At 32.0% G+C, this 14,468-nt stretch carries 12 protein-coding genes and 1 pseudogene; 8 read left to right on the top strand and 5 right to left on the bottom strand.

Going from position 1 to position 14,468, the window contains the following annotated elements; translation table 11 throughout:
• The first annotated feature begins 29 nt into the window (after positions 1-29).
• Positions 30-221: a hypothetical protein gene (locus A5893_RS07270; RefSeq protein ID WP_068821878.1), complete on the top strand. Its 192-nt coding sequence runs from the start codon at positions 30-32 to the stop codon at positions 219-221.
• Between the two features lie 6 nt (positions 222-227).
• On the opposite strand, the gene A5893_RS07265 is transcribed toward A5893_RS07270, so the two are convergent.
• Positions 228-2,519, bottom strand: coding sequence for an efflux RND transporter permease subunit (locus A5893_RS07265; RefSeq protein WP_068821877.1), 2,292 nt, complete (start codon positions 2,517-2,519; stop codon positions 228-230).
• An 82-nt stretch (positions 2,520-2,601) separates the two neighbouring features.
• On the opposite strand from A5893_RS07265, the gene porZ reads away from it, so the two are divergent.
• A complete protein-coding gene (porZ, locus tag A5893_RS07260; protein ID WP_068821876.1) occupies positions 2,602-4,860 on the top strand; it encodes a type IX secretion system anionic LPS delivery protein PorZ in 2,259 nt (752 codons plus the stop codon).
• Positions 4,861-5,583 carry a DNA repair protein RecO gene (recO, locus tag A5893_RS07255; RefSeq protein WP_068821875.1) on the top strand — a complete coding sequence of 241 codons (723 nt, stop codon included), beginning with the start codon at positions 4,861-4,863 and terminating at the stop codon, positions 5,581-5,583. It abuts the gene before it with no gap.
• A 67-nt stretch (positions 5,584-5,650) separates the two neighbouring features.
• On the opposite strand, the gene A5893_RS07250 is transcribed toward recO, so the two are convergent.
• Genes A5893_RS07250 through A5893_RS07235 form a run of 4 tightly spaced genes read right to left on the bottom strand, consistent with a single transcriptional unit; the run spans position 5,651 to position 10,658 of the window.
• Positions 5,651-7,684 carry an OmpA family protein gene (locus A5893_RS07250; protein WP_068821874.1) on the bottom strand — a complete coding sequence of 678 codons (2,034 nt, stop codon included), beginning with the start codon at positions 7,682-7,684 and terminating at the stop codon, positions 5,651-5,653.
• A gap of 3 nt (positions 7,685-7,687) precedes the next feature.
• Entirely contained in the window at positions 7,688-8,671 is a 984-nt protein-coding gene (locus A5893_RS07245) for a PorP/SprF family type IX secretion system membrane protein (RefSeq protein ID WP_068821873.1), read from the bottom strand.
• Complete coding sequence (locus A5893_RS07240; protein ID WP_068821872.1) at positions 8,664-9,890, bottom strand: gliding motility-associated C-terminal domain-containing protein; 1,227 nt, start codon at positions 9,888-9,890, stop codon at positions 8,664-8,666. Before A5893_RS07240 ends, A5893_RS07245 begins: the two co-directional genes overlap by 8 nt.
• Before the next feature lie 9 nt (positions 9,891-9,899).
• Complete coding sequence (locus tag A5893_RS07235) at positions 9,900-10,658, bottom strand: hypothetical protein (protein WP_068821871.1); 759 nt, start codon at positions 10,656-10,658, stop codon at positions 9,900-9,902.
• Positions 10,659-10,864: 206 nt separating this feature from the next.
• Here A5893_RS07235 and A5893_RS07230 point away from each other — a divergent pair, with 206 nt between their 5' ends.
• From A5893_RS07230 to A5893_RS07210, 5 genes and pseudogenes are all read left to right on the top strand, one after another.
• Positions 10,865-11,710, top strand: coding sequence for a transketolase (locus tag A5893_RS07230; protein WP_068821870.1), 846 nt, complete (start codon positions 10,865-10,867; stop codon positions 11,708-11,710).
• Between the two features lie 111 nt (positions 11,711-11,821).
• Positions 11,822-12,777 (top strand): annotated as a pseudogene (locus A5893_RS07225) (transketolase family protein).
• 58 nt (positions 12,778-12,835) lie between these two features.
• Positions 12,836-13,384 (top strand): RNA polymerase sigma factor, encoded by a 549-nt coding sequence (locus A5893_RS07220; protein WP_068821869.1) that lies wholly within the window; start codon positions 12,836-12,838, stop codon positions 13,382-13,384.
• A gap of 31 nt (positions 13,385-13,415) precedes the next feature.
• Entirely contained in the window at positions 13,416-14,030 is a 615-nt protein-coding gene (locus A5893_RS07215; protein WP_068821868.1) for a hypothetical protein, read from the top strand.
• A gap of 3 nt (positions 14,031-14,033) precedes the next feature.
• Complete coding sequence (locus A5893_RS07210; protein WP_157687512.1) at positions 14,034-14,468, top strand: nucleoporin Nup88 family protein; 435 nt, start codon at positions 14,034-14,036, stop codon at positions 14,466-14,468.

The following is a 14,468-nucleotide window of genomic DNA, read 5'->3' as shown; positions in this document are numbered from 1 at the left end:
GATTTTGCTATCAGTTATATAAATAAATTATGTTACGTAAATCTATTCCCACATTTAAAATTGGATTAATTATTACTGCAATTGGCTTAGCGCTCTATTTCTTTAATGATGATTATGGTAAGTTTATAATGGGAATCGGCATGTTTACAATCGCAATTGCCATGATACTTTATATGTTCTTTATGTTTAGAAGATATGGAGAAAAGAAAAAATCTACTTAAATAAATTTATTCTTTTTTGAAGCTATATAATAAAGCTGGTAAAAATATCAGATTAAATAACATAGAAAATACAAGTGTAATAGCCAATAAAACGCCCAAAGCTACAGTTCCTCCAAAGGTTGAGAAAGCAAAAACTCCAAAACCAAAAAATAATATTATCGCAGTGTAAATCATGCTTAAACCTGTTTCTTTAATAGTTTTTGATATGATTTCCATTTTAGAAACATCTCCTTTTAAAAATTCTTGTTGATAACGTGTTAAAAAATAAATGGTCTGGTCTGATGCGATTCCTAAAGCAATACTAAATATTAAAACTGTTGATGGTTTTAAAGCTAAGCCAAAATATCCCATTAAACCCGCTGTTATAAACAATGGAATTAAATTCGGGATTAAAGAAATAACAATCATTTTAAAGCTCCTAAATAACAAAAACATAATCACTGCAATTAAGAATATAGCCAAAAGCAGACTTTCCCTTAAATTTTTAATCAGATAATTTGTCCCTTTAACATACATGATCACAGGTCCAGTAATTTTTACATCATATCTATCAGGATTAAAAATAGCATCGACCTTAGGTTTTAAATCTTCTAATAATTGATTCACTTTTTCTGAGCCAATATCCTTCATTTGGAAAGTTAACCTTGTAGTTTGCTTATCTTCATCTAAAAAGTTATTCATCAAATTCCCTTGCTTCCCAGTATTTGCGGCGTATAGTAAAATGAAATTTTTCTCCATTTCATTTGGTAACCTATAAAATTGAGAATTACCATTATAAAAAGTTTGAGAGGTGTATTTTAGAACATTATTGATAGAAAATGATTTACCAAATGCTGGATATTGATGAATTAATTCATCCAGTTTTTCGATTTTCTTTAGATTGTTTAGCTTGAGAATTCCATTTTTCTTTTTTGAATCAATGCTAAATTCTAAAGGCAAAACTCCATTAAAGGTGTTCTCAAAAAACTTTAAATCTCGATAAACAGGATCATTTTTTGGCAAATCGTCAACTACAAAACCATTGGTGCTTAATTTAGAAACCCCAAAAGCGCCAAATACTATTAATAGTAAAACAGAGCTGTAGATTAACTTACGTTTACTCTGAACTAAATCAATAATCTTATTTAAAAAGCCATCAAAAATATTTGATTTATCTAAATTTGATTCATCAATTTTGATTGGTTTTATAAAAGATAAAATAATGGGCAACATCATCAAAAATATTAACCAAGTAAGCATTACTCCTATCGCTGCTGTTATTCCAAATTCCTTAAGCACATTACTATTTGTAAAATAAAGCACTCCAAATCCAATTGCAGTCGTCAAGTTTGCAATGAACGTTGTTAATGAAATTTTCTCTATAGTTATTTGTAAAGATTTCAGTTTATCATTCCCATTTTGAAGCTCGATTTTGTATTTATTAATTATTAAAATACTATTTGGAACTCCAATTATCACCATCAAAGGAGCAATAATTCCGGTAAGTAAGGTGATTTCAAAACCTAAAGTTGCCATTAAGCCAACGCTCCATATTACGCCAATTAGCACTAATAGAATCGGAAATAATACTAATAATACAAAGCGATAAAATAAAAACAATATAATAGCAGAAATCAAAACAGTTAATCCTAAAAACAAAACAAATTCTTTGGCTACTAAAGCGCTTAAAACTGTTTTAATATAAGGCAAACCAGACAAATGTACTTTTACATTTTCCTTCTTTTCAAAATCTTGAGCTAACTGTTGGATTTTTTTTATTAGTGGATTTCTTGCAGCAGTTAGCATAACGCCATCATCAAAAGTAATCGCCATAATGGTGGCATTTTTACTGATATTGAAAATCAGTCCCTCGTAAAAAGGCTGATTCTTCAAGAGATTTTTAATGCTATCTAACTGTAGTTGAGTTTGTAATGGTTTAGAAATTATCGGATTAAAAACAAACTTTTTATTAACAGTATCTTTTTCTAAAAGCGGCAAATTGCTAATTGATAATACTTTTTTAATTCCTTTTACTTTTTGTAGTTGATTGGTGAGTTTATCCCAATTATTAAAAAAATCTTTCTTAAATAGGTTTGGACTTTGCACTCCTAAAATCATGGCATTTCCATCTTCGCCAAATTTTTCTTTAAATTTTTGATAATCTAAATAAGTGGTATCCGTTGTTGGTAAAATTTTACCTGGGTTAAATGCTAATTTTACTTGACTTGCTTTATATCCAAAAAATAAGGTGATGAGTATAAAAATTGTTAAAATAAATTTCTTTTTTGAGAGTATAAACTTGGCCAAATTGGTCCACATAAATTATTTTCTAGATAAAACCAAAACTACTAATTTGCTTGATGTGCTTTGTAAATGAATTACGTATTTTAGTTGGCGATAGATGAAAAAAAATTTAATCTTCTTTTTGTTGCTATTTGCCTTAATTTCTAAAGCGCAACAAGTTCCGTTGGGGCAATGGAGAACACATTTACCCTATAACCAAGTATTAAGCATCGCTGAAAGTACAAATCAAACTTATTGCGCCACAAATGGTGGAGTTTTCACTATCGATAAAAATACTGGAGAGCTCAATAAACTTTCAACTATTGATGGTTTAGCCGATGTTCGTTCTACTTTGGTGGCCTATAATTCTACTACTCAACAAACGCTTATCACTTATCAAAATAGTAAAATCGATATTTTAAAAAACAATGAAATTATCCATTTGAATGAGATTTTTGACAAAAAAGGTTTGGGTAATAAAACAATAAATGCTGTAACTTTTAATAATCAGTTTGCTTATTTAAGCTGCGGGTTTGGAATTGTAGTTTATGATTTAGAACGAAAAGAAGTTAAGGACACCTACTTTATTGGAACAAATTCTAGCAATTTAGAGATTTATGAAATCGTAATAGAAAATCAAAATATTTACGCCGCTACCGCAGATGGAATTTACAGTAACACATTAAACAATCCTGCAATTGCTGATGCAAATTCATGGACAAAACAAGGTGTTTTGCAAAATTATCCGGGAGGAATATCTAAATCTATTACCTTATTTAACGGATTTATTTATGGAGTTTTTGACAATGGCATTTATAAATTCAAAAATAACAATTGGCAACTTACTGGTATTTTTGCACCAGATGTAAAAAAGGTTAAGACAAGCAATAATCAATTGTTAACCATTGCTCCATTCCGAATCATCAGTTATGATATCAATGAAAATATCATAAAAAATATTCAGAATACAAGCAATTTTTCTAATGCTAACGATGCAATTATTAATCAACAAAATGAGTTTTTGATTGCCGATGGTAATAAAGGTTTAGTAAAAACCAGCAACGGAAATTCTTTTAATTTCATTTTACCAAACGGACCAAATACTTCAAGCGTTCAGAATTTAGCTTACAAAAATGGTCAGATTATTTTGTCGCCTGGTACAATTTCACAAAATTTTTCTCCAGGTTTTAATAACGATGGCTTCTCTATTTTTGAAAATGAAACATGGAAAAGTTTCAGTTCCTTAAACACACCTGCCTTTTCGCCAATTAGAGATATTGTAATATCAGCGTCTTCCTCAACATCAAAAAACATTTTTTTAGGGTCGTTTTTAAATGGGGTTTTAGATTTTAATCCTGATAATCTTTCTTTAAAAATTTATAACCAAACCAATAGCAGTTTACAAACCACTATTGGCGACCCGACCAACATCCGCATTAGCGGTTTAGCTTATGATAGTGATGGTAAACTTTGGGTTTCACAATACGGTGTGGCAAAACCTTTATCGGTTAAAACAGAAAGTAACCAATGGACTTCTTACGGCTTCCCAAATGAAATTCCTAATCCTTTTGCAGCAATTACCAATTTATTGATTGATCAGGAAGATAATAAATGGTTAAGCATTAGAAATGATGGATTAGTAATTTTTAATGGAAGTATTTCTAAAAAATTAGGTTTTTCTATTAATAACGGTGCTATTCCAGGTTCAAATGTAAATTCGCTTACGCTAGATAAAGAGGGCGCAGTTTGGTTAGGAACTGACCAAGGTGTGGCCGTAGTGTATAATCCCCAAGATGCTTTTAGTGGACAAAAAGTGGAAATCCCAAACCTAATTGAAGGTCAGTTTTTAAGGCCTTTACTAGCAAATGAAAATATCAATTGTATTACTGTAGATGGCGCAAATCGGAAATGGATTGGAACTAATAATGGAGTTTGGCTTTTTAATAAAGATGGCTCAAAGCAGATTTTAAATTTTAATATCAATAACTCTCCATTGCTAAATAATGCAGTTTTAAGTATTGCAATTAACGATGAAACTGGAGAAGTTTTTATGGGAACAGCCAGCGGAATTATTTCTTATCGAGGAGATGCAACCGAGCCAACTGTTAAAATGAGCAAAGTAATAGCCTATCCAAATCCAGTAAGACCGGGTTACAACGGAACAATTGGGATAAAAGGTTTAGCAGATAATGCATCAGTTAAAATTACCGACATCAATGGAAATTTAGTTTATGAAACCACCGCAAACGGAGGTACAGCAACTTGGAATGGAAAAAATTTTAGTGGAGAAGTGGCGTCCTCTGGTGTTTATTTGATTTTAGTGGTTAATAATGACGGTAGCGATACGGCAGTTTCTAAAATATTAATTATTAGATAAATGCTGCACAAAACCCGTGGAATAGTTTTAAAAGTGACAGATTATTCTGAAAACAGTGTAGTTGCCAAAATTTACACAGCTAAGTTTGGTTTACAATCCTATCTGATTAACGGAGTTAAAAAGCCTAAGGCAAAAATTAGAATGAATATGTTGCAGCCTTTGCACTTATTAGATTTGGTGGTTTATCATAAACCAAATGGAAATATTCAGCGAATTTCTGATGCCCGTACCGAACCTGTTTTACAAAGTATTCCATATCATATTTCTAAAAGTGCAATTGTGATGTTTATGAATGAGATGATTTATAAATCGTTAAAGCAACAGCATGAAGACGAAGTAATGTTTCATTTTATAGAAAAAAGTATTGAATTATTAGACGAGAGCGAAAAAGGTTTTGTAAATTTTCATTTGATTTTTTTAATTAAGCTAACGCGATTTTTAGGCTTTTATCCAGATTTAAGCGATTCGCAATTTAAATTTTTCGATTTAATTGCAGGAAATTTCGTAGCAAATCAACCTCCTCACATCCATTTTATAGAAGAAAAATATATCAAATTCTGGCTGCAATTGCTCAGCAGTTCTATAGATAATTTTTACACTTTGCAACTAGGTACAGAAACCAGAAAATATCTCCTTCAAAAAATTATAGATTATTATACTTTACACATTGAAGATTTTGGACAGGTAAAATCTAATTTAATCTTAGAAGAGGTTTTGAGTTAGGCATAAAAAAAAGGGCAGCAATTAATTGCTGCCCTTGGGTTAATCTATGTTTTATTGTTGTGTTTTTTTATTTGGTTCCACTAATTGATGGAAACATTGACTCTAATTTAAAAGCAGGAACATAAGATATTGTAGGAGTTACTTTTACTACTTTAAACTCTGTTCTACGGTTTAATTGATGTTCTTCTTTAGAACATTTAACACCATCACTACATTTATTTAGCAATTGCGTTTCTCCAAAACCTTGGGCAGTTAGTTTCTCTTTATTAGCACCATTCTTTAATAAATATTGTTCTGCAGATTTTGCTCTTCTTTGAGATAAATCCATATTGTAAGCTGCATTACCTCTAGAATCTGTATGTGATCTTAACTCCACATTTACATTTGGAGTTGTGCTCATAAAGCTTAAAACCTTATTTAATTCTGGTTCGGCATCTTTACGGATGTTAGCTTTATTAAAATCATAATAAATATTATTCAATCTTACTAAATAAGCATCTTCTCCTTTTTCCACCTCAAATTTTACATTATAAACGGTAGATTCTTTTGCTCCCTTTGTCGTGATTTCACCTTGTTGGCGGCTAAAGTATTTATCCAAATCGCCACGAACAACATAATCAGTTTCTTTGTTCAAATCAAATTTGAAAGAACCTTCTTCATCAGAAAATAAACTAGTTTCTTTTCCTGTCTTTTTATCAACTAAGAAAATTTTAACACCAGCAATCGGATTACCTGTTCCTTTTTCAACAACTTCACCCTGTACCGCAAAAAACACAGGTTTTGGTTTGGTATCAAACTGATAAATATCATCAGAACCTTTACCTCCAAAACGGTTTGAAGATATGAAACCGGTTAAATTATCATCAAAATAATAGATTCCAAAATCATCTTTAGGTGAGTTGAAAGGTGCTTTTAAATTTTCAGGTTCGGTCCAGTTAGATTTATCTCCCGTTGAGGAAAAAATATCTAAACCACCAATAGTAATATGTCCTCTTGAAGAGAAAAACAACTTTCCATCTTTTCTCACGTAAGGAAATACTTCATCTTGTGCCGTATTAATTTCCGGACCGCAATTTTTAGGTTTAGACCATCCTGAACCTGTATTTTCAGAATAGAATAAATCCATTCCGCCTAATGTTCCAGGCATATCTGAAGCAAAATATAAGGTTTTGCCATCTGGACTTAAGGCTGGATGTTCTAAAGAATAATCATAAGGTTTGTTGTAAGGAAATGAAACTGCCTGAGTCCAAACCCCACCTTGTTTAACAGAATAATAAATGGCTTTTTTCATTACCAATCCTTTTATCTTCCTCTCATTAATATTAGGATCATTTACAATACCAGCTTTGGTAAAGTACATTACCCTACCATCAGAAGTTAAAGTAGCCGGTCCAGAATGATATAGATCGTTTATTTGCTCTGGCATCACTGTCAATTTTAGATTTCCATCTAAAGTATCGTTTTGGTTTTCTGCCTGATATAATTTTAAATATGGATTTCCTGTCCATCCATAAATTTTCTTCGATTTATTATCCTTATTTTTTATTGGTCTTAAAAATTCTCTATCGGATACAAAGATGAAACCCTTGTCGTAAGGAATTGGGGAGAAATCAGAATATTCAGTATTCATTCCACTTTCGTTTACCAATTTTACATTTAAATCTGGATTATCTAACCATAATCTAGCAGCATCACAACCATTAGCCAATTTTACTGATTCATCTGCTTTAGCAGGAACCCTCTCGGCGTAAATTAAATAATTGCGTTTTGCCTGATCAAATTTTCCATTCTGCTTTAAAACTTCGGCATAATAAATATAATTGATAGGATCAAAACCTGGAAAAGTTAAAACCGTTGCATATGCTTTTTCAGCTTCTACCGTATTGTTTATAAAACGATAACTATTTGCTAATTTTTGAGCTACTTCTAATGTTGGCTTATCACTTAAAAGCCTCTCATAAATTTCTATGGCGTATTTATAATCGTAACGCTCATAATATTTATTCGCTTTGCCCAAATCATCAGAAAATAATTTAAACGGTAAAAAATAAATGATTATGCCTAATGATAAAACGATGTAAAGTATCTTTTTTATTTTCATGGCTTAAAAATATCGTGGTGAAAGTATAGGTACCCTTCTTTTTGGACCAAACGTTATCCCTAAAGAAATTTCATGCGACCCATTATCAAAACCCTTTAAAGCTGATAAGCTATAATCATAAGCATATCCAATTCTTACGCCGTCAGCTGCAAAAATTTCTATCATTCCTACTAAAGCATCTGGTGATTTTACATTTCCTACAACTCCTTTTTTGTTCAATAGATTTACGGAAGTACGATAAGATGCACCCAGCCAAACTTTTTCTCCCAACAAGAAAAAATTATTAATATCTAAATTTGTAGGTCCTTTAGTGTCTTCCTTAATTAAAAAAGAAGGTTTAAATTTTACAAAACTCCCAAAATCTATTAAGTAACCAGCTGTTAAAAAGAAATGTCTTCCTTGTCTAACGATAGCATCCTTTGCGGTTTGCCCACTATTAATAACTGAAGAAATTAAATTAGTTGAAGAGAAACCTGCATAAAATTTATCGGTACTATAATGTACGCCTGCCCTTAAATCCGGGCTGATGAAAGAAGCACTTCCAATTGCTAAGGTTGGGTCGTTAGGATCATCATATTCTGCTTGCCCCCCGTTATATTTATATTGCCCAACACCAGCACCCATTCCAAAAGCCAAAGTTGCGCCATCACCTACAGTTAATTTATAGGCAAAATTCAAATAAGCTGTTGACTGTTCTTGTAAACCAATTTTATCCTTTACAACCGATAAACCTAAACCTATTTGATCATTAAAAAAGCTACCATCTAAAACTAAAGATTGTGTTATAGGTCCGCCTGGCACATCTAACCATTGGTTTCTATATAAACCACTTGCGTTCAAAGTTTCTTTATAGCCGGCATAAGCGGGATTGATAACCAAACTATTAAACATATACTGGCTATACTGAGGATCTTGTTGTGCCTCTGCATAAAAAGTACTTGCCAATAAAGCAAAGCCCAAAATCAAACTTTTCTTTATCCTAATCATGTCTTAACAGGGTTATAAAGCCTTTATAAACTTTAGGTTCGCTATTTACGTTGACTTTCAACAGGTAAAAATAAGTTCCGGTATTTAACCCTAAACCATCCCATGCATTTCCATTGGTGTAATTTTTAGCTTTAAAAACTTCACTACCCCATCTATTTAGGATTGTTAAATCATTATCCGGGAAAAGATCAATATTCTTGATTTCCCATCTATCATTCCTTCCATCCCCATCTGGAGAAAAACTATTAAAAAACGTAATTGGATCGTTATTGGCTAAAATATTTGATAATGCCATAGGCAAATTGCTTACCCTTCTTAATGAAGAAAACGTCATTACCTGATTAAGTTGAGCATTTCCACCTATAAAAGGTCTTGGATTAGAAATTCCTGCTTTTTCCCATAAATTAAAAGGAATCCAGTTTACCAATTGGTTAGCGTTTCCATCTAATGGGATATTGTAGAAAAAATCAAAATTAGCCAAACTCGCACCTTGCCTTTGATTTAAAATATGAAAGTAATTAGGATTAACTGCGTTTACGTCAAATCTTTTAGATTGTCTATCAAATCCTTCTGCAGTTGGATCATTATTAATAAAACTAACACCAAAGCTGTTAATAGCATTATCCAATGGTTTAATATTTACAGGTCTATAAAGAAATGTTGGTTTTAAATTTGATCCTAAAGGAAATACATAATCATCAGAAATATTAGTATTCCGGTATAAAAACCCTTTTCCATCTGTACTAATAAAACCTGTGGTAAATGTTATAGTTGTAATATCAGTTTTTAACACTGAAAGAATTTGAGCATCAACAGCCAATTCTCTGTCTTTTAAATCTAATGTTCCAGTTATATCGGTAGTGAATAAAAGTTTTTTAATACCTGTACCTCCTAAAAATACATTTGGGAAATTTGTTTTTTGGCTTCCGCCGATGCTTTGATCAGCACCGAAAAAATTAACATTACCTAAGTTTAGATTTGCAACAAAGTTAAAAGCACCTTGAGGATCATTATTCGTCCAATTACCAGTTAAGGTAATATCTCCCAAATTGGTAATGCTAGCATTATTTTGATTCACAAAATCTCCAGAAACAAATAAAGTAGCCCCGTTTTGGATAATTAGCGGACTACCATTATTAACAAATTGGGCATTACTAGATTTCCCGATTAAAATCAGAACTAAGAATGAGAAAAAAGGATAAGTAAACTTTATTTTCATCCGGTAATTTTAAAAGAATGCAATTTCATAAGCAGCAGCAGGTATAGCAATTGCAGTAGCAGTAGGATTATAAAATTTCACTTCTATAACTCCTGCGGCACTTACTCTTGCATAAGCCACAATAACGCCGTCTGGAAACCCATTTTTTGGAGAAAAAGCTACCGCATTAGTTACTGCCGCACCCGCATATGCAAATGTTTGCATACTAAAACCATTAGGTACACTAAAAGCCGCTTGGCTTATTTCCTGTCTATTAATATTTTTTAGATTAACAGAATTTGCTCCTCCAAATCTTACCCAGGTATTAGAAAAATCTTTAGAAAAAACATCTCCAGTTACTCCATCTAAATAAAAATCGCTTGTCTTACCCAAAGTATTTGAAGGCACACCTTGTCCGGCATACCAAATTGTACCGTCTGCACCAGTTGCTCCGGCACCAACATCATTCCATTGTGTTCCGTCCCAATAATTAAACCTTGTGGTTGTTGTATTATAAATCAATAATCCTGCAGAAGCAGTAGCATTATTTAAAAGGGGAGTTAAAGTGGTCCTTTGTGCGGCAGTTAAACGAGGAAAGAGTACACCCTTAGTAGTTGATGACACGTCTAATGCAGCATTTGAATACGGTGTTAAAGTACCAATGCCAACTGAGCCATTTGTTTGGGCTTGAGTAAAATGAGATAACATTAAAAAACCAGCCGCCCATCCCAACTTTTTTAAGTTTTGTAAAACATTAGGTAACTTATTTTTTTGTATTTTTTTTTCCATCGATTTTAAAAGTTATCAACGTAGAGTTATAAACATTCTTTACAATAATTAAATGATTGGATTATTGTTTAAACAAAGATTATTTATAAAATTATAAACAATTCTAAAAGTTTTCCACAATGTGTTGTTAACATCATGAATCTAAAAAGCCATTAGTCATTTACACTTATTTAGTTACTTTAGTGTTCGATTAACAATTATCAATTATGACACTTAACAATACTGATTTAAAACGCATGGCCTCTCAGGTTAGAAGAGACATTTTGCGTATGGTTTATGAATGTCAATCCGGACATCCCGGAGGATCTTTAGGCTGCACAGATTATTTAACAGCCTTATATTTTAAAATCATGAAGCATGACCCATCTTTTAATATGGATGGAAAAGGAGAAGATATTTTCTTTTTATCAAATGGGCATATTTCTCCTGTTTTTTATAGTATTTTAGCTAGATCGGGATATTTTGACATTGCAGAGTTAAAAACCTTTAGAAAAATAAATTCAAGAGTTCAAGGTCATCCAACCACACATGAAGGTTTACCAGGAATTAGAATTGCATCTGGTTCTTTAGGCCAAGGAATGTCAGTAGCAATTGGCGCTGCATTAGCAAAGAAAATGAATAAAGATCATTCTTTAGTTTTCTCTTTACACGGAGATGGCGAGTTGCAAGAAGGACAAAATTGGGAAGCTGCAATGTTTGCACCTTTCAATAAAGTAGATAATTTAATTTCTGCAGTTGATGTTAACGGACAACAAATTGATGGGCCAACTGATAAAGTTTTAGGTTTATTAGATTTACATGAAAAGTTCTCTGCTTTTGGTTGGGATGTCATGCATGCCGATGGAAATGATATGGAAGGAATTGTTAAAGCCTTAGAAGAAGCTAAAGACAGAAGTGGAAAAGGAAAACCTGTTATGATTTTAATGAAAACAGAAATGGGTAAAGGTGTTGATTTTATGGAAGGATCTCATAAATGGCATGGTGTTGCTCCAAATGAACAACAATTAGCAGAAGCATTAGGTCAGTTAGAAGAAACTTATGGCGATTTTTAATCTCAATTAAAGAAACAAAAACTACGAAGCAATTTTGAAAGCCAAAGTCAATATAAAAACTAATGAAAACTGCGTAGCAATCTTAAATGCTTCAATTCAAAATACTAAAAGATGAAAAAATATACATATACAGAAAAAAAAGATACCCGTTCTGGATTTGGTGCCGGACTATTGGCAGCGGGAAAAAAGAACCCAGAAGTTGTAGCTTTATGTGCTGATCTTGTTGGTTCTTTAAAAATGCAAGATTTTATCAATGAGTTTCCAGATCGTTTTATACAAATGGGAATAGCGGAAGCTAATATGATAGGTGTAGCTGCTGGATTAACAATTGGTGGTAAAATTCCTTTTACAGGAACTTTTGCAAATTTCTCTACTGGTCGGGTTTATGATCAAATCCGTCAATCTGTTGCCTATTCTGATAAAAACGTTAAAATTTGTGCCTCACATGCTGGTTTAACTTTAGGGGAAGACGGTGCAACACATCAAATTTTAGAAGATATTGGTTTAATGAAAATGTTGCCTGGCATGACGGTTATAAATCCTTGTGATTATAATCAGACTAAAGCAGCTACAGAAGCCATCGCAGAATTTCATGGTCCTGTTTATTTACGATTTGGGCGTCCGGTTGTACCTATTTTCACAGCTCCTGACCAAAAATTTGAAATTGGAAAGGCCTGGATGGTTAATGAGGGTGCGGATGTAAGTATTTTTGCAACAGGGCATTTAGTTTGGGAAGCTATCTTAGCTGGAGAAAAACTAGCAGAAGAAGGAATAGATGTAGAGATCATAAACATTCATACTATTAAACCTTTAGATGAAGAAGCGGTCTTAAAATCTGCTAGAAAAACTGGTTGCGTGGTAACTTGTGAAGAGCACAATAGATATGGTGGTTTGGGTGAAGTATTGCGCAATTATTGTCTACTAACACTCCTACCCCAATGGAATTTGTTGCAGTTAACGATACTTTTGGGGAAAGTGGTAAGCCAGAAGAATTAATGAAAAAATACGGCTTAGATAGCAGCAACATTGTTGAAGCTGTTAAAAAAGTGATGAAAAGAAAAAAGTAAGACTAAAAATAAGCATTTCATAAGCCGGAGCATTTAAACTTCGGCTTATTTATTTAAGATGATTGTAGAAGACTCGTTAATCCTCCAAAAGTTTGAAGATGAAAAGACCCGTAATGAGTCATTTTCATTGCTTTTAGAAAAATACCAGCAAAAGGTTTATTGGCATATCAGAAGAATGGTTTTAAATCACGATGATGCCGATGATTTGGTTCAAGATGTCTTTATAAAAGTTTGGAAAAACTTAATCAATTTTAGGCAAGATTCTCAGTTATACACTTGGATTTATCGTATTGCAACTAATGAGTGCATCACATTCTTAAAGAAAAAGCGACAAAAAAACAATGTTCCTATAGAGGATTTAACAGAACAGCTAAGCCAGAATTTAAATGAAGAAAATTATTTTAGTGGTGATGCCATTCAAAAAAAACTACAAGAAGCGTTACTCACTTTGCCGGAAAAACAAAAATTAGTTTTTAACATGAAGTATTTTGATGATTTAAAGTTTCAAGAAATTTCTGATATTTTGGGAACAAGCGTTGGCGCATTAAAAGCATCGTATCATTTGGCAGTTAAAAAAATAGAACATCATTTATTATCTCATGATTAAACCTTTTGTTAAATAATCTATCAATAAAACAATGAAAACAGAGGATACAAACATGAACTGGGAAAAAGACGCACCTCTTCTTGCATCTATTAAAAAGGATAATCCTTTTAAAGTGCCAACAAATTATTTTGAGGATCTTGATGAAAGGATTCAAAATGAATTATTTTTAGAAAATTTAAAATCAAATATTGATAATTTTAAAACTCCAAAGGGTTATTTTGAAAATTTGAGTCAACAAATAATCAATCAGATAAAATTGAATGAAATTATTTCAGAAGGTTTAGGATTTGCTACTCCTGAAAAATATTTTGAAAACACAAAGCAACAAATTCTTAAATCTGTAGAACCAAAGAAAGAAGGGATTACAAGAATTATTAATTTGAATTTAATTAGATATGCCGCTGCAGCTTGTATTTTAATGATGACTTCTTTCGGGATTTATTTTAACATCCATCAATCCAAAAATTTAAGTCATCAATTATCAGAGATTCCTGATGAAGAAATTGAAAGCTATTTACAGCAAAATGTTGATAATGGAGATGTTCCAGTAATCATTGAAAATTTATCTGATAAGGCAGTTTTTTCTACTGATAAATCTAAATTAACTGAAGAAGAATTGATCAAACTTTTAGATACTACCCCATAACAGATGAAAAACAAGATTTATATTCTTTTTATTGCCCTCGGGATGTTTTTTAGCTTACCCACTAATGCACAAAATGGCAGTAACCAAAATAAAGCTAAACAAATTGATGCTATTAAAATAGGATATTTAACACGTAGATTAGATTTATCAACGGAAGAATCGCAAAAATTTTGGCCAGTTTACAATCAATATCAGCAAGAAATGCAAGATATAAATCGCCAAAGAAAAGCAGCTAGAGCTCAAAATGGTGATGATGCAAATAAATTGGTAGATGATGATTTTAGATATGAAGATAAAATTCTTGACCTCAAGAAAAAATATCGCAATGAGTTTAAAAAAGTTTTATCGCCAGAAAAGATAAAAAGCCTTTATGTTGCAGAAAGAGATTTTAGGGAAGAATTGATTAAACAATTAAAGAATAGAAGAGAAAATAACTGA

This window comes from Pedobacter psychrophilus (assembly GCF_001652725.1).
Lineage (GTDB): Bacteria > Bacteroidota > Bacteroidia > Sphingobacteriales > Sphingobacteriaceae > Pseudopedobacter > Pseudopedobacter psychrophilus.
The sequence above is the reverse complement of the archived record's forward strand: the minus strand, read 5'-3'. Positions and strand labels throughout refer to the sequence as shown.

What these genes read in the sequence shown, in the direction of transcription:
- A5893_RS07240 (WP_068821872.1), bottom strand. Translation starts at nt 9,890, where the DNA reads ATGAAAATAAAGTTTACTTATCCTTTTTTCTCATTCTTAGTTCTGATT.
- A5893_RS07265 (WP_068821877.1), bottom strand. Translation starts at nt 2,519, where the DNA reads ATGTGGACCAATTTGGCCAAGTTTATACTCTCAAAAAAGAAATTTATT.
- A5893_RS07210 (WP_157687512.1), top strand. Translation starts at nt 14,034, where the DNA reads ATGAAAAACAAGATTTATATTCTTTTTATTGCCCTCGGGATGTTTTTT.
- recO (WP_068821875.1), top strand. Translation starts at nt 4,861, where the DNA reads ATGCTGCACAAAACCCGTGGAATAGTTTTAAAAGTGACAGATTATTCT.
- A5893_RS07250 (WP_068821874.1), bottom strand. Translation starts at nt 7,684, where the DNA reads ATGAAAATAAAAAAGATACTTTACATCGTTTTATCATTAGGCATAATC.
- porZ (WP_068821876.1), top strand. Translation starts at nt 2,602, where the DNA reads ATGAAAAAAAATTTAATCTTCTTTTTGTTGCTATTTGCCTTAATTTCT.
- A5893_RS07245 (WP_068821873.1), bottom strand. Translation starts at nt 8,671, where the DNA reads ATGATTAGGATAAAGAAAAGTTTGATTTTGGGCTTTGCTTTATTGGCA.
- A5893_RS07270 (WP_068821878.1), top strand. Translation starts at nt 30, where the DNA reads ATGTTACGTAAATCTATTCCCACATTTAAAATTGGATTAATTATTACT.
- A5893_RS07220 (WP_068821869.1), top strand. Translation starts at nt 12,836, where the DNA reads ATGATTGTAGAAGACTCGTTAATCCTCCAAAAGTTTGAAGATGAAAAG.
- A5893_RS07235 (WP_068821871.1), bottom strand. Translation starts at nt 10,658, where the DNA reads ATGGAAAAAAAAATACAAAAAAATAAGTTACCTAATGTTTTACAAAAC.
- A5893_RS07230 (WP_068821870.1), top strand. Translation starts at nt 10,865, where the DNA reads ATGACACTTAACAATACTGATTTAAAACGCATGGCCTCTCAGGTTAGA.
- A5893_RS07215 (WP_068821868.1), top strand. Translation starts at nt 13,416, where the DNA reads ATGAAAACAGAGGATACAAACATGAACTGGGAAAAAGACGCACCTCTT.